Source organism: Microvirga sp. jy35 (assembly GCF_056148915.1).
This window is the reverse complement of sequence record NZ_JBWBEW010000049.1, coordinates 1-22,491: the sequence shown is the minus strand read 5'-3', so window position 1 is coordinate 22,491 and position 22,491 is coordinate 1. Positions and strand designations below refer to the sequence as shown.

Annotated in this window: 25 protein-coding genes and 2 pseudogenes; 18 read left to right on the top strand and 9 right to left on the bottom strand. The window is 61.3% G+C overall.

What is annotated here, in order from left to right; all coding sequences use genetic code 11:
• Positions 1–186: 186 nt before the first annotated feature.
• The 6 genes and pseudogenes from AC0QTX_RS23975 to AC0QTX_RS23950 all read left to right on the top strand — a co-directional run bounded on the left by AC0QTX_RS23975 (position 187) and on the right by AC0QTX_RS23950 (position 4,451).
• Positions 187–1,626, top strand: a complete 1,440-nt coding sequence (locus tag AC0QTX_RS23975) for an IS1182 family transposase (protein WP_474606321.1) — start codon at positions 187–189, stop codon at positions 1,624–1,626.
• 374 nt (positions 1,627–2,000) lie between these two features.
• A complete protein-coding gene (locus AC0QTX_RS23970; protein ID WP_474606320.1) occupies positions 2,001–2,246 on the top strand; it encodes a DUF6894 family protein in 246 nt (81 codons plus the stop codon).
• Positions 2,247–2,440: 194 nt separating this feature from the next.
• Complete coding sequence (locus AC0QTX_RS23965) at positions 2,441–2,623, top strand: hypothetical protein (protein ID WP_474606319.1); 183 nt, start codon at positions 2,441–2,443, stop codon at positions 2,621–2,623.
• Between the two features lie 20 nt (positions 2,624–2,643).
• Positions 2,644–3,081 carry a Crp/Fnr family transcriptional regulator gene (locus AC0QTX_RS23960; protein ID WP_474606318.1) on the top strand — a complete coding sequence of 146 codons (438 nt, stop codon included), beginning with the start codon at positions 2,644–2,646 and terminating at the stop codon, positions 3,079–3,081.
• 104 nt (positions 3,082–3,185) lie between these two features.
• Positions 3,186–3,416 (top strand): annotated as a pseudogene (locus AC0QTX_RS23955) (DUF6894 family protein); the annotation flags it as partial.
• A 300-nt stretch (positions 3,417–3,716) separates the two neighbouring features.
• Entirely contained in the window at positions 3,717–4,451 is a 735-nt protein-coding gene (locus AC0QTX_RS23950) for a Crp/Fnr family transcriptional regulator (protein ID WP_474606317.1), read from the top strand.
• Here AC0QTX_RS23950 and AC0QTX_RS23945 read toward each other — a convergent pair.
• Positions 4,448–4,714 carry a DUF6894 family protein gene (locus AC0QTX_RS23945; protein WP_474606316.1) on the bottom strand — a complete coding sequence of 89 codons (267 nt, stop codon included), beginning with the start codon at positions 4,712–4,714 and terminating at the stop codon, positions 4,448–4,450. The genes AC0QTX_RS23950 and AC0QTX_RS23945 overlap by 4 nt on opposite strands.
• Before the next feature lie 516 nt (positions 4,715–5,230).
• Between AC0QTX_RS23945 and AC0QTX_RS23940 the strand changes: the two genes are divergently transcribed.
• The gene (locus tag AC0QTX_RS23940; RefSeq protein ID WP_474606315.1) at positions 5,231–5,470 is read left to right on the top strand and encodes a hypothetical protein; all 240 of its coding nucleotides are present in this window, start codon (positions 5,231–5,233) and stop codon (positions 5,468–5,470) included.
• Between the two features lie 114 nt (positions 5,471–5,584).
• Here the strand turns inward: AC0QTX_RS23940 and AC0QTX_RS23935 are convergent.
• Positions 5,585–5,806 (bottom strand): annotated as a pseudogene (locus tag AC0QTX_RS23935) (AMP-binding enzyme); the annotation flags it as partial.
• Here AC0QTX_RS23935 and AC0QTX_RS23930 point away from each other — a divergent pair.
• The gene (locus AC0QTX_RS23930; protein WP_474606314.1) at positions 5,760–6,524 is read left to right on the top strand and encodes an L-lactate permease; all 765 of its coding nucleotides are present in this window, start codon (positions 5,760–5,762) and stop codon (positions 6,522–6,524) included. The pseudogene AC0QTX_RS23935 and the gene AC0QTX_RS23930 overlap by 47 nt on opposite strands.
• Positions 6,525–6,929: 405 nt before the next feature.
• On the opposite strand, the gene AC0QTX_RS23925 is transcribed toward AC0QTX_RS23930, so the two are convergent.
• On the bottom strand, positions 6,930–7,250 hold the full coding sequence (locus AC0QTX_RS23925) for an alcohol dehydrogenase catalytic domain-containing protein (protein ID WP_474606313.1): 321 nt from the start codon (positions 7,248–7,250) through the stop codon (positions 6,930–6,932).
• A 168-nt stretch (positions 7,251–7,418) separates the two neighbouring features.
• On the opposite strand from AC0QTX_RS23925, the gene AC0QTX_RS23920 reads away from it, so the two are divergent.
• The 6 genes from AC0QTX_RS23920 (at position 7,419) to AC0QTX_RS23895 (ending at position 12,550) form a co-directional block, all read left to right on the top strand.
• Positions 7,419–7,919 carry a winged helix-turn-helix transcriptional regulator gene (locus AC0QTX_RS23920; RefSeq protein WP_474606312.1) on the top strand — a complete coding sequence of 167 codons (501 nt, stop codon included), beginning with the start codon at positions 7,419–7,421 and terminating at the stop codon, positions 7,917–7,919.
• Positions 7,916–8,509: a DsbA family protein gene (locus AC0QTX_RS23915; protein WP_474606311.1), complete on the top strand. Its 594-nt coding sequence runs from the start codon at positions 7,916–7,918 to the stop codon at positions 8,507–8,509. Before AC0QTX_RS23920 ends, AC0QTX_RS23915 begins: the two co-directional genes overlap by 4 nt.
• Positions 8,506–9,207: an SDR family NAD(P)-dependent oxidoreductase gene (locus AC0QTX_RS23910; protein WP_474606310.1), complete on the top strand. Its 702-nt coding sequence runs from the start codon at positions 8,506–8,508 to the stop codon at positions 9,205–9,207. The genes AC0QTX_RS23915 and AC0QTX_RS23910 overlap by 4 nt, the downstream gene beginning before the upstream one ends.
• Positions 9,208–9,211: 4 nt before the next feature.
• Entirely contained in the window at positions 9,212–9,676 is a 465-nt protein-coding gene (locus tag AC0QTX_RS23905; protein WP_474606309.1) for a PaaI family thioesterase, read from the top strand.
• A gap of 50 nt (positions 9,677–9,726) precedes the next feature.
• Positions 9,727–10,902, top strand: a complete 1,176-nt coding sequence (locus AC0QTX_RS23900; protein ID WP_474606308.1) for a multidrug effflux MFS transporter — start codon at positions 9,727–9,729, stop codon at positions 10,900–10,902.
• A gap of 262 nt (positions 10,903–11,164) precedes the next feature.
• Positions 11,165–12,550, top strand: a complete 1,386-nt coding sequence (locus tag AC0QTX_RS23895) for a transposase (protein WP_474606307.1) — start codon at positions 11,165–11,167, stop codon at positions 12,548–12,550.
• A 171-nt stretch (positions 12,551–12,721) separates the two neighbouring features.
• Here AC0QTX_RS23895 and AC0QTX_RS23890 read toward each other — a convergent pair whose 3' ends face one another.
• Genes AC0QTX_RS23890 through AC0QTX_RS23880 form a run of 3 tightly spaced genes read right to left on the bottom strand, consistent with a single transcriptional unit; the run spans position 12,722 to position 14,968 of the window.
• Positions 12,722–13,630, bottom strand: a complete 909-nt coding sequence (locus tag AC0QTX_RS23890; protein ID WP_474606334.1) for a dihydrodipicolinate synthase family protein — start codon at positions 13,628–13,630, stop codon at positions 12,722–12,724.
• Between the two features lie 17 nt (positions 13,631–13,647).
• Positions 13,648–14,280, bottom strand: a complete 633-nt coding sequence (locus tag AC0QTX_RS23885) for a LysE family translocator (RefSeq protein WP_474606306.1) — start codon at positions 14,278–14,280, stop codon at positions 13,648–13,650.
• A gap of 37 nt (positions 14,281–14,317) precedes the next feature.
• Entirely contained in the window at positions 14,318–14,968 is a 651-nt protein-coding gene (locus AC0QTX_RS23880) for a LysE family translocator (protein WP_474606305.1), read from the bottom strand.
• A 155-nt stretch (positions 14,969–15,123) separates the two neighbouring features.
• Between AC0QTX_RS23880 and AC0QTX_RS23875 the strand changes: the two genes are divergently transcribed.
• Entirely contained in the window at positions 15,124–16,035 is a 912-nt protein-coding gene (locus AC0QTX_RS23875; protein ID WP_474606304.1) for a LysR family transcriptional regulator ArgP, read from the top strand.
• A 596-nt stretch (positions 16,036–16,631) separates the two neighbouring features.
• The gene (locus AC0QTX_RS23870; RefSeq protein ID WP_474606303.1) at positions 16,632–17,552 is read left to right on the top strand and encodes a recombinase family protein; all 921 of its coding nucleotides are present in this window, start codon (positions 16,632–16,634) and stop codon (positions 17,550–17,552) included.
• A gap of 262 nt (positions 17,553–17,814) precedes the next feature.
• Here the strand turns inward: AC0QTX_RS23870 and AC0QTX_RS23865 are convergent, their stop codons facing one another.
• The 3 genes from AC0QTX_RS23865 to AC0QTX_RS23855 form a co-directional block, all read right to left on the bottom strand.
• On the bottom strand, positions 17,815–18,156 hold the full coding sequence (locus tag AC0QTX_RS23865; RefSeq protein ID WP_474606302.1) for an HVO_A0114 family putative DNA-binding protein: 342 nt from the start codon (positions 18,154–18,156) through the stop codon (positions 17,815–17,817).
• Positions 18,153–18,437 carry a toxin-antitoxin system TumE family protein gene (locus AC0QTX_RS23860; RefSeq protein WP_474606301.1) on the bottom strand — a complete coding sequence of 95 codons (285 nt, stop codon included), beginning with the start codon at positions 18,435–18,437 and terminating at the stop codon, positions 18,153–18,155. Before AC0QTX_RS23860 ends, AC0QTX_RS23865 begins: the two co-directional genes overlap by 4 nt.
• Before the next feature lie 82 nt (positions 18,438–18,519).
• Positions 18,520–18,777 (bottom strand): WGR domain-containing protein, encoded by a 258-nt coding sequence (locus AC0QTX_RS23855; protein ID WP_474606300.1) that lies wholly within the window; start codon positions 18,775–18,777, stop codon positions 18,520–18,522.
• Positions 18,778–20,116: 1,339 nt separating this feature from the next.
• Between AC0QTX_RS23855 and repA the strand changes: the two genes are divergently transcribed.
• Positions 20,117–21,337 carry a plasmid partitioning protein RepA gene (gene repA / locus AC0QTX_RS23850; RefSeq protein ID WP_474606299.1) on the top strand — a complete coding sequence of 407 codons (1,221 nt, stop codon included), beginning with the start codon at positions 20,117–20,119 and terminating at the stop codon, positions 21,335–21,337.
• Positions 21,337–22,398 (top strand): plasmid partitioning protein RepB, encoded by a 1,062-nt coding sequence (gene repB, locus AC0QTX_RS23845; RefSeq protein ID WP_474606298.1) that lies wholly within the window; start codon positions 21,337–21,339, stop codon positions 22,396–22,398. The genes repA and repB overlap by 1 nt, the downstream gene beginning before the upstream one ends.
• Positions 22,399–22,491: the final 93 nt, after the last annotated feature.

Below are 22,491 nucleotides of genomic sequence, written 5' to 3'. Positions count from 1 at the left end.
TCTGCCCCACCCCAGAGTGAGCTCGAATACTGAAGAACACTTAAGAAGCCGCTTGCTCCAACTCCGCTGCGTGGAGTGTTTTGTGCGCCAGCCAATTGAGATGGGATCGGCCAAAGTCAGCTCCGGGTCCAGCCTGTGTGGAAACGCGTTAATCTGCTAAGCTGATGTTGATCAGCGGAGGGCAGCATGAAGCGTTTCGTTGAAGGGGAAGACCGCCGGCAGGCTACCCTGCTTCCCGAGTGCCTGGACGACTATGTGGCGCCCGACAATCCCGTGCGCATCATCGAGGCCTTCATGGACGAGCTGGATCTGGTGGCCGTGGGCTTTGCCGGGGTGGTACCGGAGGCAACAGGCCGCCCGGCTTACCATCCTGCCACCCTGCTCAAGATTTACATCTACGGCTATCTCAACCGCGTTCCCTCCAGCCGCAGATTGGAGCGGGAGACCCAGCGCAACCTCGAGCTGATCTGGCTGACCGGCCGCCTGATGCCCGACTTCAAGACCATCGCCGACTTCCGCCGCGACAATGGACCGGCCATCCGCGCAGCCTGTGCCCAGTTCGTCGTGCTGTGCCGCCAGCTCAACCTGTTCACCCGCGCAGTCGTCGCCCTTGATGGCTCCAAGTTCAAGGCCGTCAACAATCGCGACAAGAACTTCACCGTCGCCAAGGTGGCCAAGCGCATCGAGCAGGTCGAGGCTGGCATCGCACGCTACCTGGCCGCACTGGATCGCGCCGACCGGCAGGCTGGCGCGGAGACCGAGGCCAGGACAGCCCGCTTGAAGCAGAAGATCGCAGGCCTGCGCCGGGCAATGCAGTCTCTGAGGGAGATGGAGCAGCAGGTGGAGGCCGCACCCGACCAGCAGATCTCGCTGACCGATCCCGATGCCCGCTCCATGGCCACCAGCGGCAAGGGCACCGGCATCGTCGGCTACAACGTCCAGATGGCGGTGGAAGCCGAGCATCACCTGATCGTCGCGCACGAGGTGACCAATGTCGGCAACGACCGCACGCAACTGCTGGCGATGGGCCAGCAAGCCCAGGACGTGATGGCCTGTGAGGAACTCACCGTATTGGCGGATCGAGGCTACTACAACGGCGACGAGGTGCTGGCCTGCGAGGGCAGCGGTGTCCTGCCCTATGTTCCCAAGACCCAAACCTCCGGCAACAGCAATCGGGGCTTCTTCACGGGGCAGGACTTCGTCTATGACGCTGAGCATGACCGCTACACCTGCCCGGCCGGCCAGCACCTGACAAAGGGCACGGTGCGCTCAGACCGGCAGGACACGATCGATCACTACCGCAATCTGACGGCGTGCCCGAGTTGCTCCCTCAAGCCCCGCTGCACCCCGGACAAGCACAAGCGGGTGAAGCGCTGGCAGCACGAGGATGTGCTTGACCGGATGCAGACCCGGCTCGAGCGGATGCCCGAGGCCATGCTCATTCGCCGGCAGACGGTGGAGCATCCGTTCGGGACCATCAAGGCCTGGATGGGCAGCACGCACTTGCTGATGAAGACCCTGGAGAAGGTCAGAACCGAGATGAGCCTGCACGTGCTGGCCTACAACCTGAAGCGGATGATCAACATCCTGGGTTTCGGACCGCTGCTGAAGGCTCTGGCAGTCTAACGCCACAGGCCAGCCCCCGCGCACCATCACAGCGCCCTCGAAACAGAGCCCGTCATTCGCATGCTTACAAACGCGTTTTCACAAGGCCTCGGTCAAACAAAGAAATTGGCGCCCGTTGAGGAACGTCCGGTGTTCCACCATAAAGCTGACATCGTCCCTTCTTCCGAGAAGTGCCATTTTTAGACCTTCCGGATACCTGAGCGATGTCGGTGCAAATTTCGAACGCTCTTTATCGAATGCGGCCACAGGTGGTATCCGAGAGCAGAACTGAACAGACCCATCCCCAACGCGTTAGTCACTATCGCTGGCATGGATGATCCAGGCGTCGGTGACTGAGAGACCTGTGCTCCCGCCTGTTGGCAGTGGAGTCCCCGATGCCGCGTTATTTCTTTCATACCTTCAACGGACACGCTCACCCTGATATGGAAGGAACCGAGCTGTCCGGGCTTGAGGAGGCTCGTCAGGAAGCCATCCAGACCGCCGGTGAGATCATCCGTAGTGACAGCGTCAAAGCCTGGAAGGGCTCAGACTGGCACATGGAGGTCACCGACACGGCAGGACAGCCTGTGCTCTGGCTTCGTTTCACTGTTGAGGAGCTGAGCGGCGCGCTCAATAGTTGAGCAGAAGCCCATTTCGGGAACAGTGTCAGAGTGTGGCTCAGCCCTGCTCGTCATCCTGTTCCATCTGAACTAAGCTGGCCGCCCGCTCCCGTGCTTCCCTTAGGAAAAGTTCATGCTAGCTAGTGCTCTGATCCGGAAGCTTGAGCAGTTCGACCGCCTCTCAGATGCGGAGTGCCAGTTTCTGGAGCAGGACGTTGTCCGCCAAAGAGCGGTGGGCCGAGGGCGAGGACCTGGTGCGGGAGGGGGATCGTCCTTCCGAGAGGCTCTTCCTCATCACAGGCTTTGCCGCACGCTATAATCTCCTGCGGAAGGGCAAGCGCCAGATCACAGCCCTACACGTGCCGGCGACTTCGTCGACCTCCACAGCTTCCTGGTGAAGAGGATGGACCATGGTGTCATGGCCATGACACCCTGCACGGTCGGCGTGGTGCCCCACGAGGCCCTGCGCGCCATCTCGGAGACCCAGCCTCACCTGATCCGACTGCTGGGGCTGCACATGGCCGTGGATGCGGCCATCCACCGTCAGTGGATTGTCTCCATCGGGCGCCAGTCCGCCCGGGAGCATGCCGCCCACCTGCTCTGTGAGCTGTTTCTGCGCCTCCAAGTGGTCGGGCTCACCGAAGGCTTCAGCTTCAAGCTTCCCCTGACCCAAGCCGAGCTGGGTGACACGCTTGGGCTCTCGACCGTCCACGTCAATCGGATCATCCAGGAGCTGCGGGCGGAGGGCCTGATCACCTGGCGGGGAGAAACACTGGTCATTGAGAATTGGCCGCGCTTGCAAGAGACGGCTGAGTTCGACCCAACCTTCCTGTGCCTGGAACGCGAGCCACGCTAGCACAGCGTCAACCTCGTCTCCTTCGTTACCGGAGGCGAACAAACCCCTCCTCGCGGGGTTTGTAGACATCTGATGGTGGGGGCGCAGGGCCGCGGTTCTGTTTCGACGTGCGAGAAGGAGACCGCTTCTTCCGTGATCACGAGGACTTGCAGTTTGAGAGCCTTGATGCTGCCGAACGCCAAGCCGCGAGCGCTGCGGCCGAAATCGGACGGGACCGGCTGCCGGGTGGAGATCCCCGTGAGGTCACTGTTGAGGTGAGGGGCGAGCAGCACCAGCGGGTGCTGAGCGTGAGGGTTGCGATGGAAGTCTGTCGGATCGACTCCGCGCATGCGTGAGACAATGTCCGCGAATTATATCTAGCTGCCTTTGGACAAGCGGTTTGACCTCGGTGATGGCTTCAAGGATGAATGGATCAGAGCTGTTGACGCCGCTCGGCAACAGGCGCACGAGCAAGACCTGTGATGGTCGAGCACGGCGCTCGGACTTCTGACGCTGCCCGTCGCTTCCCCACGGGCAAGGCCTCGGACACTCCCCCGAGGCCTTCGCCGTATTTAGACGCAAATTTCCGAGAAGGCTGTTTTTGGAACGAGACGACGGCTCGGACCTTAAGTTTGGTAGGTTCCGGAGACTTTCCGATGATGAACGTGCTCACCCGCAAGCTGGAGGCCTTCGGACCTCTGCCGGACGCGGACAGGCTCCTCCTGGACGAGGTGATCCGCCCGGCCCGGGCCGTCGGGCCTCGGGTGGATCTGATCCGCGAAGGCGAAGCACCGAGCGACGTGAACCTGATCCTGGACGGCTTCGCCTGCCGCTACAAGATGATCCCAAATGGCAGCCGTCAGATCATGGCCTACCTGGTGCCGGGCGACTTCTGCGACCTTCATGTTTTCATCCTCAAGGCCATGGATCACACCATTGCCACGCTGTCCCCCTGCACGGTGGTGAAGATCCCACGCGCCCAGATCCTGGCGCTGATGGAGCGGCCCGCCATCGCCCGCGCGTTCTGGTGGGCGGCGCTGGTGGACGAGGCTACCTTGCGCGAATGGCTGCTCAACATCGGCGCCCGGAAGGCCGAGCACCGGGTCGCCCACCTCCTGTGCGAGCTGCTGCTGCGGTTGGAAACGGTCGGGCTGACCAACGGTGACACGTATGAGCTGCCCATCACCCAGGCCGAGTTGGCTGATACCACCGGCCTGACGTCCGTGCATGTGAACCGGGTGCTCCAGCGTCTGCGCCGTGACGGGCTGATCACGCTCAAGGGCAAGCACCTTGTCATTCTGGACGTGGCGAGGCTGAAGGCATTCAGCGGCTTCAACCCCAACTACCTGCATCTCACTGAGCAGAACGGCCTCTCGGAACAGAGCCTCTAAGCAGAGCCCGGGTCGCGTGAGGGATCGGTCAAAGCGGGGTGCTCCTCGGCCGAGAAGCGGAGCGTGAGCAGGATCTGGCCCTCCTCGTCAGCCACCTCCAGCTTCCATTCGGTGCCGTTCCAGAACTTGGCGCCCATCTCGCGCAGGATCTCGCCGCTGGTGCGGATCGCCTGATCCTGGGCGGTGTAGATATCGGGTAGCTCCGTGCCCTCGGTATCGCGTTCCAAGTAGCCGTCTGTCACGTGGAAGAAGTAGCGAGGCATGGGGTGCTCCTCTGCCTTGGGGGCGGGAGCACATTGGATCTCTCAGTCGGCAACGGCCCGAACGCGGGCTGCCGATGGCCCTCACATGGGGTCTCCGAGTTCCGATTACGAGCGGGGCTGTCCGTGAGTGCCCTCTATGGAAGGAACTTTCGGAGGTTTTAGCGGCCAAGCTCGATCAGGGTTAAGAACCGCCTGTTGAGACCGGCCTATATACGCTGAAGTACCCGAGTGTCTGAGCCGGATCCCCTTAGCGGACCTAATTTCAAATGTTGTAGAGGACCGTCAATGACCTATCTCAACCGAGACACCACCAATCTAGCCGAGCAAAATAATCGCAGTATCCTAGAAACCGTTTTTGCTCGTCTCTTCCCTTTGGACATAGATCCGCGATCCCGACCTTTCGCAAAGCTCCCGCCCGCTTCATCATCGCGACGCCCTGCGCGTGAGCACGGCGAACCCGCTCTGCGCTATGGGTGAGATGTCTGGCCTTGTAGCCTGTCCAAGTTCAAGCCTGACGTGATCCTCCTGAACGCCGGCCAAGCTCGCATGCTTGGCTACGTCGGGTCGATCATCATGAGCAAGGACGATGTCCTGCGCGCGTACAAGGCCGCACCGAACGCCACCATCGTCGCCGTCCACGTGGACGCGGTCAACCACATGGCGTTGAGCCGCAAGGACCTGCTGGAATACGTCGAGCAGAACGGCATGCGGGATCGTGTTCGGGTCCCCGCCGACGGCGAAATCCTGAAGTTCTGACCCATTGGGCCGGCCCCGGCCGAGCCGGCCCCCTCCCTCTCGTGAGTTCATCAGACAAATTAAGCTCGGAGCCGGGTTTGCCTATGAGACCCAGCACTCCAGACACATGCTGATTCAGTTCTGCCTGTTCGTGATTAGGTCGTCGACCACGCCGGGGTCGGCGAGCGTCGAGGTGTCGCCGAGCGAGCCGAACTCGTCCTCGGCGATCTTGCGCAGGATGCGGCGCATGATTTTTCCTGAGCGCGTCTTGGGCAGGCCGGGGGCGAACTGGATCAGGTCGGGGGACGCGATGGGGCCGATTTCCTTGCGCACCCAGGCCACCAGCTCCTTGCGCAGCTATCTGGTTGATGAACGTCCCGACCGACGCACGCTTGCCCTTGCGGTCCGCCGGATGGTTCCCTTCGCGCTGCTGATCGGATGGCTTGTCGCGACCCGGCTCCTGCCGCCTCTTGCCCACTTTCTCGAGGCAACGGGCCGAATGCAGCCCTTCCCCGGCGCACCCGGGTGGTCGCCACTATTCCATGCGGGCACATGGCTGGTCGTGGGAGCCGTTTTGACAGGACTGGCGCGCGGCCACACAGCCGCCTTCCCAGCCGAGATCGGTTCAGCCTGGAAGACGGGCCGGCTGGCGGTCCTGACCGTCGTCAATTTCTCGATGATGGCGGAGATCCTGTCCGGTTCGGGCATCGCGGAGGGCCTGGCCACCGGAATGTTCGCGGCGCTGGACCGTTGGGCGATCGTTGCGACGCCGTTGATCTCCGCCGTGTTCGGCTCCCTCGCCAACAGCGGCAACGCCGCCAACGGGTTGTTCATGGCTTCCCAGGCCAGCCTCGCGGCAGAGGCCGGCCTAACCGTCGCTGCCGCGATCGCCTTGCAGCACGCGGCGGCCCTGTCGTTGAACATGGTCTCGCCGGTTCGCATGTCGATCGTGTGCGGTCTGGCTGGAACACCCCGGCGCGAGCGGGAGGCCTATGGGGTCATGCTCCCGTTCGCCCTATCGATCGTCGTGGTACTGCTGGTCGCCTCCGTTGTGATTGCTGCGCGCATTCTATAGTGTCGAGACCGCATTCGCTCTATCGGCGGCAGGCACTGCCTCGGCCATCCCTGCACAACCCGTCCTATGAATTCACGATGACGGGCTTCACTATGGGGCACGCTTCCATGTCGCCATCATCCGACCGCGGTTACCATCCATCTGACCGTCACGGATTCGGCACATCGGACCTCACGAGATATCGCTGAAGGGCCGCTTGGGGTCAAAGTGTAACGTTGGATGAACCAAATGAAGGTCTGCTTGTCGCGCCTTTCCAGAAATTCGGCTTACTTCCGGAACGTGCCGATACTGTTGAAAAAGTCCGCAACGGCCGATTTTTGCGCAGTCAGCATACAGGATGCTGGGCCTGGTCTCGTACGCTGACGCTAGTAATAGACCGACGCAGCGGCACCCGGGAGTTTTTCATTAAAATCTGCCAGGTGCAGACATTGATATGTGTGCGGTTGAACGTCCGAAATTGGGCCGCAAGCGGGCTGGCAGCTTCCGAACGTACGCACGAGATGTCTGGCTGAGGCCCCAGCCGTTCAGCACCACCTTGTCGTCGACGGCGAACTCGGCGCTATCCGATGCCTCGAACGTCCCCGTCAGGTCGATGCCGGGGCTCAGCGGGAAACGCTGGATGACCGGCGATGCATTGGTGATCGCCAGCCCGTCCTTGTAGTTGATGGTCGAGGAATCGACCCTGACCGTGACGTCTCCAACATCAAGGTCGCTATCGTCCGGCATCACGAGTTCGGTCGTAACGCCTGTAGCTGTTCTGCTGGCGCGGATGGCATTCTCCTGACAATTCGAAGCAAGGATCCAAGCGCTCAATACGTCCGCTCAATCCCGCCCCTTGCATTTAGCCCGCATCTCCATTACTTCAATGATTGAACTTAGTCGAGAGCCAGTCTTATGAAATCCAAATCCTTTGCCGGAATGCGCTGTTCGATCGCGGGAGCGCTTGAGCTGATCGGTGACAGATGGACGTTGCTGGTGATCCGCGATCTTTCGCTGGGATTCGGACGCTACGACGACCTGCGGGCCAATATGGACATTCCCGCAGCGACCCTCGCCGCGCGTCTGAAACATCTCGTTGAGCATGGCATCGTCGAGCGCGTGCGCTATCAGGAGCGCCCGCCGCGCGACGAATATCGGTTGACGCCGAAGGGGCGCGATCTGTGGAAGGTCAGCGTCGCCCTGCGCGAATGGGGCGATCGCTGGGATGCGACTGGCTTCGGCGCGCCGTCCATCGAAATGGTCGATCGTGAGACCGGACGCCCTTTGGTTCTGGCGCTCGTCGACACTGAGACGGGCGTCGCCATTCCCCACGACCGCGCTCAACTCCGCCCCGGCCCTGGCGCGGGCGACAGCACATTTCGACTTCTCGATCAACGCACAGGAGCAGGCCGGTGACGCAACCGATTGAACTTTTCTACGACTTCCTCAGCCCATACAGTTACATGGCCTATACCCAGTTGCGCGAGATGGACGTCGATATCGCGCTGCGGCCGATGAAGGCCCTCAAGGTGATGGAACTGGTGGGCAACGTCCCGACCACCCTCACTTGCGCGGCGAAGGGACGTTATGCGCGCGTCGATCTGGCGCGCTGGGCGCAGCGCTATGGCGTACCGCTCAACCCGTCGGACATGCGCGCAAATGACGGCGAGGCCTGTTCGCGAGCGGTCCTAACGGCGCAATCCCCGACCGATGCGGCGGCGATCACCCTGGCGCTTTACCGGGCGATCTGGAGCGACGGCAAGACGCTTGCCGGTCGGGACGACATTCTCACGGAGATCGCGACGACCGGGATCGAGGCCGGCCGGATAGCCGACCGGATCGATGCGCCGGACGTCGTCGCCCAGCTCGACGCCAACACCGCCGAGGCCGCCGAGCGCGGCGTATTCGGCTCACCCACAATCTTCGTCGGAGACGCGATGTTCTTCGGCAACGACCGTCTCGATTTCGTGCGCGAGGAACTCGCGCGCTTGGAGGAAGCAGCATGACCAATCTCACGACCAAACCGCTCGCTCTCGTGACGGGTGTCGGCCCGGGCACCGGAGCTGCGATCGCGCGTCGCTTTGCCGAGGGCGGCTATCGCGTGGCGATGCTGGCGCGGAATGCAGACCGGCTCGCCACGCTGGAAAAGGAAATACCGGACTCGATCGCAGTGCCGTGTGACGTCAGCGATGCCGCCGCGCTGGAGCGGGCGATTGCCGAGGTCGGCAATCCCAAAGTCGTCGTCCACAACGCCGTCGGCGGCGCGTTCGGCACCTTCACCGAGATTGAGGCCGAAACGCTCCAGCGCAACTTCGAGATCAATGCGATGGCGCTGTTCCACCTCGCGCGGCTGACGACGCCCGCGATGATTGCGGCGGGCGAAGGCGCTCTGATCGTCACCGGCAACACCTCGGCGCTGCGCGGACGCGCCGGATTCGCCGGATTCGCACCGACCAAGGCCGCGCAGCGCATCCTGGCGGAATCGCTCGCCCGCGACCTGGGACCGAAGGGCGTGCACGTCGCGTATCTCATCATCGACGCGGTGATCGACGTGCCGTGGCAGCGCGAGCGCCTGCCCGAGGCAGCGGACGATTTCTTCATCTCACCTGCTTCGATCGCGGGCGAAGTCCATCATCTCGCGCATCAGCCGCGAGACGCCTGGTCGTTCCTCGCCGAGGTCCGCCCCTTCCACGAGCCGTGGTGAACATATGGCCAACGATAGCGAAGGCGGGCCCGACGGCTTCCAGCAGCTGCGCGCCATGCTTGCGGGCGACCTGAAGGCCCCAATGGGCGAGAAGCTCGGCTTCGATCTGGTCGAGGTCGAGCGCGGCCATGTGGTGTTCGAAGGCACGCCCGACCGCAGCGTCTATAATCCGCTCGGATCGGTGCATGGCGGCTATGCGGCGACGCTGCTCGACAGCGCTTGCGGCATAGCGGTCCACTCGCAGCTCGATGCCAACCGGGGGCATACCACGCTGGAACTCAAGGTATCGTATCTGCGCGGTCTCAGTGACCGAAGCGGGACGGTCCGTGCGACAGGTCGCACCATTTCCGTCGGGCAGCGCGTCGCATTCGCCGAAGCGACGCTCCACGATGGCGATGGGCGGTTGTGCGCCACGGCTACGTCGACGCTGCTCGTGTTCGACGTCGAACCCCGGTCCGGTGGACTGTGACGACGCGGATTGACGTCGAACCGGACATCGCACCCGGCTCTCACGATAGGGTGACGGCTGGCAGACTGCTGCTGCTGGCAAGCCTGGCCGGGCTGGGCGCGCTCGCGACCAACATCATGCTGCCTGCCTTTCCGGCGATGGCACGCGAGTTTGGCGTGACTCCTGGCGATCTGGCCTGGACCTTGAGCAGCTTTTTCATCGTCTTCGCCGTGGGGCAGCTGTTCGTCGGTCCGCTGGCCGACGCCTGGGGGCGGGCGCCCTTCGTTGTTGGCGGACTGGCCGTGTTCGCCGCGGGAAGCATCGTCTGTGCGCTCGCGCCATCGTTGCCGGTGCTGATCGCCGGTCGCGCGGTCCAGGCGCTGGGCGCCTGCGCGGCTTCGGTTCTGGCCCGCGCCATCGCTCGCGACCTCTATCACGGACCTGAACTGACCCGCGCGCTGGCGCTGGTGATGATCGCGATGGCTGCGGCGCCCGGCTTTTCGCCGGCGCTTGGCACGGGAATGGCGGCGGCGTTCGGCTGGCGCAGCACCTTTGTGCTTGTCGCGGTGGCGGGCATTCTGGTCGCCCTGCATTATCGGCTGAGCGCCGGAGAGACGCTCACGCCCGAACGGCGGCGCCCGGCGCGTTCGCATGCGATCGCCATCACCTTTGTGGCGCTGGCCATCGATCCCCGCTTCATCTTCCCCGCGCTCGCGGTAAGCCTGGTGATAGGCTGCCTCTATAGCTTCTTCGGCGCGGCGCCCGCGATCCTCATGGTCGACATGGGCTTGGGCGCGACCGGCCTCAGCATCTTCTTCGCAGCCACGGTCCTCGTTGTGTTCGTTAGCGGCCTGATGGCTGCCCCGTTGGCCCGCCGCTGGAGCGCGTCAAAGGTTGGCATGGTCGGCATCCTGATCGCCATGGTGGGGGGGCTGTGGCTTGTTCTGCAAAGCGGAGCACCGACGCAGCTGCACTTCATGGCGGCGGTCACGCTGTTTGTGGCGGGCATGGGACTTATCAATCCGATCGGAACGGCGATCGCACTGGAGCCCTTTGGAGACAGAGCCGGTATCGCGTCGGCATTGCTCGGGTTCTTGCAGATGGCGTGTGCTGCAATTGGGACGGCGCTTATCGGCGCGCTGTCGGTGGGTCCAGCTACAGCCTTCGTTTGGATCGTCCTTGGCGGCATGACGTTGGCGGCCGCTGTGTTCTTTCCAGTGCTACGGATAGCAAAGTCAGAGCGGTGACTATCAAGTCTGCGAATGGGGCGGCGTAATCCTCGCCCCGCCGCCCGAGCGGCTGGCATACTTGTCTCCGTCTGCTTCGCGCAGATACTGCTGCTCTGAAACTCGTAAAGCTGCCAGTATGTCTGAAAAGCGGCGCTAAGCGGTTATTCGCAGTCGCATGCTTGAAGGTCCGTTGTGGGTCGATAGTGTTGATTTAGTCGGGTGTTGAATACGCTGCGTTGGCGTGATTCCATCCTCCTGTCGCTTTGAGGAGGGCAGGACGATGATGGGCTTCCAGACAGCTCCGGCGCAGCTCTTTTACGACTTCTGCCTCGACGACCATGTCCCGGCCGATCACCTGCTGCGCCGCATCGACCGCTTTCTTGACCTGGAGAGCGTGCGCACGGCCCTGAGGCCGTTCTACAGCTCTATCGGCCGGCCCTCTGTCGATCCCGGGCTGATGATGCGCATGCTCATCGTCGGCTACTGCATGGGCCTGCGCTCGGAGAGACGCCTGTGCGAGGAAGTGCACCTCAACCTGGCCTACCGCTGGTTCTGTCGCTTGGGCCTCGCTGGCAAGGTGCCGGATCATTCCACCTTCTCGCGCAATCGCCACGGCCGCTTCCGCCAGAGCGACATCCTGCGCCATCTGTTCGAGACGGTGGTCGAGCCCTGCCTGGCCGAGGGGCTGGTGGGTGGAGAAGGCTTTGCAGTCGATGCCAGCCTGATTGCGGCTGACGCTAACAAGCAGCGCTCCATCCCAGGAGACGAGTGGAAAGCTCAGGATCATGGCGCCGAGGCCAGCCGCGCCGTTCAGGAATATCTGGCCACTCTGGATGATGCCGCCTTCGGAGCCGCCAGTGAGGTGACACCAAAGTTCGTCTCACCCTCTGATCCAGCCGCCCAATGGACGGGGGCTCACAAGGGGCATGCCTTCTTTGCCTATGCCACAAACTACCTGATCGATACCCAGCACGCAATCATCCTCGACGTGGAGGCCACCCGGGCTATCAGGCAGGCGGAGGTTGGGGCCGCCCGAACCATGCTCGAGCGCGCCGCCGAGCGCTTCAATCTCAAACCGCAGCATCTGGCAGCCGACAGCGCCTATGGCTCGGCCGAGAACCTTGCTTGGCTCGTCAAGGAGAAGCAGATCGCGCCGCACATTCCGGTCTTCGATAAGTCACAGCGCACTGATGGCACCTTCTCACGATCCGACTTCGCCTATGACCGGGAGCAGGACCACTACACCTGCCCGGGTGGCAAACGCTTGGTGCAGTATCGCCGCAACTTCACCAACCGGCGCTCAGGCGTCACCAAGGATGGCGTCCGTTTCTACCGGGCCAGGCAATCCGATTGTCAGAAGTGCGAGTTGAAGCCCCGGTGCTGTCCCAACACGCCCCGGCGTCGGATCCCACGCGATCTGGATGAGGATGCGCGCGATGTGGCCCGTGCTCTGGCCGGCACACCGGCCTTCGAGCGCTCCCGTCACCATCGCAAGAAGATCGAGATGCTGTTTGCCCACCTCAAACGCATCTTGAGACTGGCGCGTCTGAGATTGCGTGGGCCGAATGGAGCAAGGGACGAGTTCTTGTTGGCGGCCACCGCGCAGAACCTGAGAAGGCTTGCCAAGCTGCGGCCTATGCCCACCTTTGCCGGGGTAGGAGCATGACAATGTGCCTCCAACCAGCCCGCCCCCGGCTCTGGAGCCCAGACGCTGGGCTGAACACGGCAATCCCGCAGCTCTGAAAAGCCCCCAACAGACGGTCAGCGCTCCCGCTGGCCGACTAAATCAACGAAATCTGCCAGAAGGCGACCTTCCGCGTTCACCAACGGAAGCCTTTTATGGAATGGAGCTGCCTGTATCCTTCAAGATTTGCAAAGCCCCTTCCACGCGACTGCGAGCCTCCTTAGGCAACGCCAGGATCGGGCGCGGCGGCTCGATCCTGGCCAGCCCCAGAAGGTCTGCCATCACGTACATCACGCGAAAGCTGCCGAATGCCCTGAACAGGTCCCAAAGGGGTTGAAAGGCATCGTTGATGCGGGCAGCCCCTGGATGATCGCCCGCTTGCGCCGCGCGCGTGAGGGCCAACGCCGGAGCGGGCAGCAGGCCCGCAACCACGCTGTACCAGGCGTCACAGCCAGCCAGCAGCGCGTCTGCGGCGCCCCAATCTCCGCTGTAGCCGATGGCGAAGCCGTCAGGGGTCATCGCGCGCAGCCGCTCCATCTCGCCGTTGAAGTCACCATTCGCCGGCAGCGGCATCTTCACCGCCGCCACGTTGGGGAGCCTTGCCAGACGGGCTATCAGGTCATCGCCGAAGGCGAATTTCGTGGTGCTCGGATTGTTGTAGATGCACAAGGGTAGCCCACCCGCCTCGGCCACGGCCGAGAAGTGCTGGAACACCTCCTCGTCGGTCAGGGGCGTATAGGACATGGGGGCGAGCAGCAGGCCATCAGCCCCTGCCGCCTTGGCATCTCGGGCGAGCGTCTCGGCCTCGTCGGTTCGGAGCGCGCCCACGCCGACGACGATTGGGATCTTGCCACCGACGCACTCCACTGCCACCCGGACCGCATGCTGGCGTGCCTCCCGGCTCAGGTACGCATAGCCGCCGGTGCTGCCGAGCAGGCCGATGGAATCCGCCCCTACCGCCTGGATGCGCTCGAGGAAACGGCCCAGCACGTCGGCTTGCAGATGCCCTGCGGCATCGGTCGGCGTCAGCGGAAAGGCCGAAAGGCCGCTGAACAGTCTCAGGGTCTCCTGTGTGGTCATCATGTGCGGGCCAGAAGCAGGCGCAGTCCTGCAAAACCGAAGATAATAGAGAGGGCGCCCTCGATCCAGCGGCGGGCGCGGCGGTACAGGCGCACCATCGGCGTGGTCGAGAACAAGACGGCATAGCCGCAAAAGATCGTCACGCTCAGCACTGCGCATCCACCAAGGATCACGGCAACGCCCTGCCAGGATGCATCAGAGCCAAGACCAAGCGTTACCAGGGCGATCCATGCCAGAACGGACTTCGGGTTGCCGAGGTGCATCAACAGCCCCTGCCTGTACAGCGCCGTCCTAGATGAAGCGGGCGTAGGTGCTCCTGCCGTGGCTTGCTCTTCCGAGATCAAGGCGGCTCGTCCGGCCCTGAAGGCGAGAAACAAGAGGTAGAGGCCGCCGAAGATCTTAAGGGCGGTCAGCACCTCGGCATAGCGGGTGAGGAGGACGGAGATCCCCGTTGCCGCCATCATGCCCCAGAAGATGGAACCGGTGACGACCCCCGCGGCCAGCGTGAGTGCCGCCTGGCGGCCTTGCTGCATTGCGACGCCCATGATGCGCATGTTGCTGGGGCCAGGGCTGCCCGCCGCGATGACATACGTGGCGTAGACAAGTAGGAGGTGTTGAAGTTCGGTATTCACTGTTTCCCCTTCTCCAGGTCCGGCACGATCATAGATATTAGGTCGACGGGCGTCCGGCGAGGGCCAGGCCGATGCCGAGTGCGACCATGGCGGCTCCTGAGCCCTCCCGCAGGCGGCGGATCAGAGTGGGACGGGCCGTAGCCCCTGCCCGGATGCCACCCGCCGCGAAGGCGACCACGATATCAGCGAGGGTATTGAGGGCAACGGAGACAAAGCCGAGAACGGCGAATTGCAGGGCCACGTTGCCAGCAGCCGGGTCCACGAACTGCGGCACGAAGGCCAGGAAGAAGGCGGCCGTTTTGGGGTTCAGGGCCTCCACCAGCACCCCTTCCCGGAAAGCTCGGCGCGCGCCGACGGGCGGTGCCACAGTCCCGTCCGCCAAGGCCGCCATCGCGTCCCGGCGTGCGGCTTGGAAGGTCCGCCAGCCAATCCAGACCAGATAGGCCGCGCCTAACAGCTTCAGGACCGTGAACAGTTCCGCGCTCGCCAGCACGATGGCAGAGACACCCAGGCTGCCGGCGAGGACATGAACCATGCCGCCCAGGCCCGTACCGAAGCTGGAGGCGATGCCTTCCGCCCGACCGCCTGCGAGGGCACGGGCAGCAACGTAGAAGATGCCGGGTCCAGGCGTGATGGCGAGCACGAAGGCTGCGGCGAAGAACAGGGCGAGTTGGGTGATGTCCGGCATCGGCACTTTCCAGCATGTCTGAGGCTCAGCACCCGCACGAGGCCAACGAGATGAAGGCTGATCATGGCGAACGCTGTTGGGATCGCCCTTCCTTAAGCGGTATGCCATAATTAGGATAGTTAAACTTCTTCACTCAGCATTAGAGCCTCTAATCCATGCTAGACTACGCCCAACTCTCGGCTCTTGCAGCCGTCGTCCGAACCGGCAGCTTCGAGCGCGCTGCGCAACAGCTCAATGTCACGCCCTCTGCCATCTCGCAGAGGATCAAGTTGCTCGAGGAACGCCTCGGGGTCGTACTCGTGGTTCGGGGGCAGCCCTGCACGGCAACCGAGGTCGGCCAGCGCCTGTGCCAACATGTCGAGCAAGTCGCCTTGCTGGAAAGCTCCTTGCAGGCAAGCTTGCCAAGCCTCCAAGCCAAAAGCCAGCCCGCGACCCTGCGGATTGCCGTGAATGCCGACAGTCTCGCGACCTGGTTCATCAAAGCCATGGCGAGGGCCGAAGGATACCTGTTCGACCTGGTGCTGGACGATGAGGAACACAGCGCGGACTGGCTGCGGCGCGGCGAGGTGGTGGCGGCCGTGACGGGGCACAGCACACCGATCCAAGGATGTGACTGCCATCCTCTGGGAGCCCAACGCTATGTTGCGACAGCGAGTCCGGAGTATTGCGCTCGGTGGTTTCCGGATGGCTTCAACGAGGCTGCGGCGGTACGCGCTCCATGTCTGATCTTCAACCAGAAGGATCGGCTCCAGGCAGAGTGGCTACGGCAGGTGCTTGGAGCCGATGTTCATCCCCCGCTGCACTGGCTGCCATCGTCCCAGGCCTTTGTGGATGCGGCCCTGGCCGGGATCGGCTGGGGCATGAACCCGGAGCCGCTCGTGATCGACCACCTTCGCGCCGGCAGGCTGGTTGCGCTCAGGCCGGACCGGCCCCTGGATGTTCCGCTGTTCTGGCAGCAGAGCCGCATTGTGAGCCCTGTGCTCGGTAATGTGGCTCGTGCTGTCGTGCATGAGGCCAGGACGATGCTGGTGCAGACGTCATTCGAGCGGCGATCCAGGGCTCCGTGACTTGGACAGCGTTGGCGGCTCACCACGATACCAGCTTTGAATGTCTGAAACGGGTCACGAACTGCCCTTCAGCTTGGCCTTGTGAAGGTCCGCTTTTCGCTCCTGACCTGCCCTCCCCTCTCCGACTGTCGTGAATGTCCAGCGAGCAGTTATCTGTCTCCTGCCCTTCCCTCACCATCACAGCAGGGGCGGCATCGATTTCAGCGAGGCTTCTCTCACTCAAGTTCTCCGAACCTCCTGCCTTCGAAAGCCAGGCTTCGTCCCGGCAGTTAAGCCGTTGATATAGCTAGGTGGGTCGGTAGGAGAGGAAGCTAAACAGGAATTGACTACGGCGTGGCCTTAGGAAGTGTGCAATTTTCTCGGGCGGCATCGTGAGCGGCTTCGCTTGGGAACTGAGCGCGGAGGACTATGTCGGCCTCGCGTCGTCAGCCGAGCCGCTAATGCCCTTGTTTTCAAAGCATTTTCGCTGCCTGCAAGGAAGCCCTTCCCTTGTCCGCTGGTTAACAGAATGGCTTGAAAGATGTCTTCAAACGATCAGTTGCTCGTGACAAACGAAAGTGTACAAAGGGGCAGAAAATGGCTCCGGAAACCGGTTAATGGCCCCTCCCCTCTCGAAAGCTCGCTTGATCGGCTATGCCCGTGTCTCCACAGAGGATCAGGCACACGATGCTCAGCTCGATGAGTTGCGCGCTGCTGGCTGTGCCGAGATCTACCAGGAGCACGGATCCGGCGCGAGCCGGTCACGGCCGGTGCTGGTGCGACTCATTCGGGAGATCAAGCCAGGTGAGGTGCTGGTCGTAGTGCGTCTGGACCGGCTGGCCCGCTCGGTGAGCCACCTCTTGGAGGTGATCGAGACCTTGGAGGCCAGGAAGGCGCATTTCCGCTCCCTGCGTGATCCCATCGACACCTCGACCCCACAAGGCATATTTTCCTTACAAGTGCTAGGTGCTGTGGCGCAGCTCGAGCGCTCGCTCATCTCAGAGCGCACACGCGCCGGCATCAAGGCCGCGAAGGGACGGGGCAAGAAACCGGGAAATCCGGGCATGCGTGAGCGCAGACCGGACGCGATCCGGAAGATCGCCCTCGCTCGGGAGAAGGTTTATCTCGACGATTTGATCGCCGGTGCTAATCGATGGATGCCGACTGTACGCCGCATGCGCCCGCAGCACCCCTGGGAGGATGTTGTTCGCGTCCTCGGCAACAGCGGCCAAACGTGGACCGTGGCCCGGCTGCGGCGCGCCGTCGGCAAGCTCGTGTCGCAGCACATGGCCGACCCTGCCCTCCTCCACCCTGCCCCGCGCAAGAGCCCAGAGGACCGCCTCATGACGCTGATCGCCGGCATTGCTATGGCCGACCCAGGCCTCTCGTTGCGCGACATCGGAGCGCAACTAGAGCGTATGCGGGAGCGGACTCCACGCGGCGGCCTCACATGGTCAGTCTCCTCAGTGAAGAGGCAACTTGACTTGGCGAAGAAGCACGGGCTTGCGCTCCCGCCAGAGGCTCAAGGCGAGAGCTGACATCCTCCCCGCTTCAGCCAGCCTGGCGGGACGAAGCTCATCGCGTAGGCGAAGATGACCAAGGCGGCGCGGACGAAGAGATAAATCGGCAAACCCCTCACGCTTCTGGAGGACTTTTCCTTGGACATAATGGGCGTAACGTGACCGTCGGTCTCTCTCGGTTTCGTCCGCTGGACTGCCGCGATCTTGAGGCCCGACGCCGGCCGATCCAGGAGGCTCCGCGAGCCCCGATCGCGCCGGCGTCGCCAGTTCTTCACTCGGTTCAAGCAGCCTTTAGCATAAAGTCGACGTGAATGGCGTCGTAGGGGAAAACGACCAGTCCCTCGCCCGTCCTGTCGATGACGCCGGCCTCGAGAAGCGCATGAACGTCCCCGTGCACGGCCTTCACGTCACGATCGACGCGGCGGGCGATCTCGCGGATTCTTAGAGGGCCCTGCCCTGTCATGACCTTGAGGATCTCCCAGCGCTTCTTCGTCAGCGTCTGCCAGAGGAGTTCGACGGAAGCGAACGAGATATGCGCGCCCTGAGCCTCGCCCCCGAAGGCGGCAAGCGTGCGCCGGGTTACGTCCTCACGAGATGCAACGGAAAGGGTCACTGTGGTCATTCGGGTCTCCATTGGTCGACGTCGCGCCAGAAGTCAGCGAGCAGCTGGGCTGGGGTGGTGAAGCGGTAGCCGGTCTCAATCGGTCCGACGTGCTTGTGATCGCCCTTCCCGGCCTCGTTGTCGTAGCGAAGCACGCAAATGCCCTTCACGACATAGGCCAGCGCGTACTTGTACTCGTGCTCCGACCCGCGCACCGGGTGTGGGACCCGCCAGACGCGCAGTTCGACGAAAGCGTTGTCCGCAGTCTGGTGGCGCTCAGGGAGCAGGAGTTCAGCCTTCATGTTGGAGTTTATGCCAACAGTCAGGAGTGTTGTCAAATACTCCAACGCTCAAGGGCTGTGTTTGTGCCGTGTGAAGGTCCATTTAGGGGGAGCGGTGCCGCGTGACGTAGCCCCGCCTCTGCTTCCGGCGCAGCCAGGTCTCAAAAGCCTCGACCGCTCTGCCCTTACTTTCGTACAGTTCGATCTTGCAATGTCCCGAAGTGCCAATCCGGCCCCACTCGCAGATGAGGGCCGCATCACCGAACAGGCTCGCCTCAATGGATAGTACGTAAAACCGGGCCATGTTGGCATCCGGATCGCAACGGTCAAGCACCAGATATTGTATCTTGTAGTCAGGCATGCTCCAGTGTCGCGTCTGCGCGCGACGTAGTCCAATTCAAGTAAAGAATTGATCAACGAAGAACGGATTCAAGACATCGAAGTTTTTTCAAGGTAGGGGTGCCTCGTCTGGAAACACAGGGCCCTAAACCTAAGAAAAGTACTTGAAATAGCCGAGTATTAGCAAGGGCACAGCTGGGTCCACTCAAGCGCTTATAGCCATTTGATTAAGCAAGTCAGACAATGTCGATATTCTCGAAGGGCGCATGTCGCACAAGGACGATCGCGGCAGGGCAAGGTTGCCTTTGTCTTAGCGTCAGGGCAGGCGACTATGGCCCCTGCATGGGTGAATGTAGTTCGCCGAGATCACTTCAGGATTAATCTTCCGCAACGTCCCAAAGCTCGGCTCCGTTGAGGCGAAAGCTCTCGCTTCGCAGCTGATCAATCTCATCCTGAAGAAGCGCTTCCGGATGGTCGTAGAGGATCTAGCGGATTTCAGCGCCCACGTACTGCGGCCAGGCTTTAGAACTCAAGCCGGACGGGATGGGATCTCGCCACTGGACCATGCGCCAATCGCCTAACAAATCGATCCAGCAGGCAGCCAGCTACTACGATGAGCAGGAGCATGCTCAAAGCAGATCTACCAGAAGAGGCCATTATTCGTTGGACAGCTAGCGTCAATCAAGAGAACCAAGTTTGTAGCTGCAAACCAGCCATAGAGGCGAGGGCACACTGGGATTTGATCTTGATACGCCCTAAGCTTCAGATGCGTTTCAATGACCTACCTTCCATAGCATCGACAAGCTTTGCGGCTGTAAGCTGCACCGCGGACCAATCATAGGTCTTGAGGTTGCACACCATAAGACCGCGGATGAATCCACAGAGTAGGATTTCAGCAGCATACCTAGGAAGTTTGTAGCTGCAAACGAGATCTAGTAGCGCGGAGGAAACTGCTAGCAAAGCCACAAATGTTGGTCGGCCCATCAAGGAGCCCTAGCGGCTTGGGTCTAGCGCATTTTCATGTTTGTAGCTGCAAACCAAGCCCAGTTGCTGCACGCCCACCTCGTCTCCCTCTAAGCAACAAAGTTTCGATACTCTTCGCACTGATCATATCTGGCCCGCTGGTCACGTCTGATCTGCAGGCGGCATCCAGAGGGCCAAAACTGCAACTCTCGTGGCTAGCCAGGAAGACCTAGTTTGCAGCTACAAACTGCCTATTCGCCCCCAACGCTTGCATACAATGACGTCTCGTTAAAAAAATCCTCAGCCAGACTGTAATGTTAACAAATTGGAAAGGATTTCAGGGCCAACTACGGAAACAGCTAATTTTTTGGCCCGTTTCCGTATCCATGAGGAATGCCATGGCTCTCGCGCAGCAGAAAACTGAGGGACTCGTCGATGAGTCCCAGTGGGTGGATGAACTGATTGGCATTCATGCAAGGGATCTCTCCAAGCAGCTTCAATCCCAACGCCTTGCTCTCTATCCGCCGCTCGCTCGCAAAACACTTCGCAAGTTCACGTCTGGCGAGGCTGCCAAGATCCTCGGTGTTGCCGATGCCTACCTGCGTCAACTCTCCTTGGAAGGGAAGGGGCCTCAGGCCGAGATGCTGCCGAATGGGAGGAGGCAGTATAGCTTGGAAGACCTCCACGCACTTCGGCAGTACCTTGATGAGACGGGCAAGTCCGACCGGCGTTACATGAAGCACCGAACCGGAAGCGAGCATCTGCAGGTCATTTCCTGCGTAAATTTCAAGGGTGGAAGCGGAAAGACCACCACCTCTGCTCATCTCGCTCAATATCTTGCCCTGCAAGGTTACCGGGTTTTGGCTGTCGATCTCGACCCTCAGGCAAGCCTCTCGGCACTCCATGGAATCCAGCCAGAATTCGACCTGGATCCGAACCAGACTCTCTACGGATCGATCCGCTACGATGGGGAACAGCGACATCCTGAGGAGATCATCCGGAAAACCTACTTCCCTGGCCTCGATATCATCCCAGCAAATCTTGAACTCATGGAGTTCGAGCACGAGACGCCTAAGGCGCTGATGGACCGGCAGAACCCGTCGACGCCCTTCTTCAAGCGCATCGGCATGAGCCTCAAAGCAGTGGAGGAGAGATATGACGTTGTCGTAATCGATTGCCCACCGCAACTTGGGTTCCTCACGCTTGCGGCGCTCAGCGCCTCCACATCGATGGTCGTCACTGTTCATCCCCAGATGCTCGATGTCATGTCGATGTGCCAATTCCTGACGATGGCCTCCGAAATGCTTCGCGTCGTCCGGGAAAATGGCAGCAGCATGAAGTACGATTTCACTCGCTACTTGATCACTAGGTTCGAACCAGGCGACGGGCCTCAGAGCCAAATGGTCGACTTCATGCGTACGATGTTCGGACAACACGTTCTGACGAACGCTATGCTAAAGAGCACCGCGATTTCGGACGCCGGTCTGACGAAGCAAACCATTTATGAGGTGTCACGAGAGCAATTCACGAAATCCACATTCGACCGCGCGATCGATGCGATGAACAATGTGAACGGCGAGATTGAAGCACTTATCAAACAGGCGTGGGGGAGGGTCTAATGGCACGGGACTTGCAGGCGATTTTGAAGGCTAGCCTGGAACAAACCGACGAGGGAGAAAGCCTTAAGGCGGTTGTCCAGATGCCAAAGCAACCGCAGCCGACCGTTGACGAGAAACGTTCAAGGTTCGCTGCGATGATGTCTGAAGGCCGCGCTCCTGTAGGCGCAATGGGAGCTGCCCTTGAGAACATGAAGGGGCAATCGGAGGCTGAGATTGCAGCTCTCAAAGCTCAGATCGAGTCCGGCCACACCGTTGTCGAGATCGAAACTGACAAGATCGATGGGTCCTTTGTATCTGACCGAATGGACAGATCAGATGACGCCTTGGTCAGTCTGAAGGAGCAGATTAAGAGCCAGGGGCAAATCGTCCCCATCCTTGTGCGACCTCACCCAGAGATCGTGGGGCGGTACCAGATTGCATTTGGTCATCGCCGCGTTGCCGCCGCGGCAGCCTTGGGCATCAAGGTCAGAGCCGTCATCAGAGATCTGAGCGATGAAGATTTAGTGATTGCCCAGGGGCAGGAGAACAACGAGCGTCTGGATCTGTCCTACATTGAGCGGGCACGTTTTGCAGCGACCCTTGAGGAGCGCAAGTTCACACGCGCGACGATTATGGCAGCTCTTTCTGTCAGGAAGGGTGATCTATCGTCACTTGTGTCTATCGCAACCAAGATCCCTGCAGATATCATTAATGCAATCGGGCGTGCACCAGGTATTGGAAGGCCGAGGTGGTTGGACTTCCTTGCACTTATTCTGGAGGCTAATGGCGTCGACCGAGCCCGTGAAATCATCAAGAAACCAGACTTTCTGAAACTCGAATCCGACGAGAGATTCCTGACGCTCTTCGCGAAGCTGTCAAAGAGGGATCGTGTAGCTCCACAGAATTTGCCCTCAGAGTTCAGCTTCTGGAAAGACCCGGATGGGCGTCGTCTCGCAAAAGTCAATGATACAGAGACGAAGTACACCCTGCAGATCGATAAAAGCATCGATCCGGAGTTCGGTTCATTCGTCTTCTCAAAGCTAGACGACCTCTACGCAACTTACAAAGCCAACAAGCAGTGATGCCTTGGGGCAGGACCTAGTGGATCGAATCTAACGCTTGGTGCCCACGCCTGACGGCGGCGATGATTTCATCCGGATCAGCCGTCCAGGTGA

What these genes read in the sequence shown, in the direction of transcription:
- AC0QTX_RS23975 (WP_474606321.1), top strand. Translation starts at nt 187, where the DNA reads ATGAAGCGTTTCGTTGAAGGGGAAGACCGCCGGCAGGCTACCCTGCTT.
- AC0QTX_RS23945 (WP_474606316.1), bottom strand. Translation starts at nt 4,714, where the DNA reads ATGCCTCGCTACTTCTTCCACGTGACAGACGGCTACTTGGAACGCGAT.
- repB (WP_474606298.1), top strand. Translation starts at nt 21,337, where the DNA reads ATGGCACGGGACTTGCAGGCGATTTTGAAGGCTAGCCTGGAACAAACC.
- AC0QTX_RS23910 (WP_474606310.1), top strand. Translation starts at nt 8,506, where the DNA reads ATGACCAATCTCACGACCAAACCGCTCGCTCTCGTGACGGGTGTCGGC.
- AC0QTX_RS23880 (WP_474606305.1), bottom strand. Translation starts at nt 14,968, where the DNA reads ATGCCGGACATCACCCAACTCGCCCTGTTCTTCGCCGCAGCCTTCGTG.
- AC0QTX_RS23865 (WP_474606302.1), bottom strand. Translation starts at nt 18,156, where the DNA reads ATGACCACAGTGACCCTTTCCGTTGCATCTCGTGAGGACGTAACCCGG.
- repA (WP_474606299.1), top strand. Translation starts at nt 20,117, where the DNA reads ATGGCTCTCGCGCAGCAGAAAACTGAGGGACTCGTCGATGAGTCCCAG.
- AC0QTX_RS23920 (WP_474606312.1), top strand. Translation starts at nt 7,419, where the DNA reads ATGAAATCCAAATCCTTTGCCGGAATGCGCTGTTCGATCGCGGGAGCG.
- AC0QTX_RS23960 (WP_474606318.1), top strand. Translation starts at nt 2,644, where the DNA reads ATGGCCATGACACCCTGCACGGTCGGCGTGGTGCCCCACGAGGCCCTG.
- AC0QTX_RS23855 (WP_474606300.1), bottom strand. Translation starts at nt 18,777, where the DNA reads ATGCCTGACTACAAGATACAATATCTGGTGCTTGACCGTTGCGATCCG.
- AC0QTX_RS23875 (WP_474606304.1), top strand. Translation starts at nt 15,124, where the DNA reads ATGCTAGACTACGCCCAACTCTCGGCTCTTGCAGCCGTCGTCCGAACC.
- AC0QTX_RS23930 (WP_474606314.1), top strand. Translation starts at nt 5,760, where the DNA reads ATGGGGCCGATTTCCTTGCGCACCCAGGCCACCAGCTCCTTGCGCAGC.
- AC0QTX_RS23905 (WP_474606309.1), top strand. Translation starts at nt 9,212, where the DNA reads ATGGCCAACGATAGCGAAGGCGGGCCCGACGGCTTCCAGCAGCTGCGC.
- AC0QTX_RS23860 (WP_474606301.1), bottom strand. Translation starts at nt 18,437, where the DNA reads ATGAAGGCTGAACTCCTGCTCCCTGAGCGCCACCAGACTGCGGACAAC.
- AC0QTX_RS23970 (WP_474606320.1), top strand. Translation starts at nt 2,001, where the DNA reads ATGCCGCGTTATTTCTTTCATACCTTCAACGGACACGCTCACCCTGAT.
- AC0QTX_RS23925 (WP_474606313.1), bottom strand. Translation starts at nt 7,250, where the DNA reads ATGCCGGACGATAGCGACCTTGATGTTGGAGACGTCACGGTCAGGGTC.
- AC0QTX_RS23870 (WP_474606303.1), top strand. Translation starts at nt 16,632, where the DNA reads ATGGCCCCTCCCCTCTCGAAAGCTCGCTTGATCGGCTATGCCCGTGTC.
- AC0QTX_RS23950 (WP_474606317.1), top strand. Translation starts at nt 3,717, where the DNA reads ATGATGAACGTGCTCACCCGCAAGCTGGAGGCCTTCGGACCTCTGCCG.
- AC0QTX_RS23895 (WP_474606307.1), top strand. Translation starts at nt 11,165, where the DNA reads ATGATGGGCTTCCAGACAGCTCCGGCGCAGCTCTTTTACGACTTCTGC.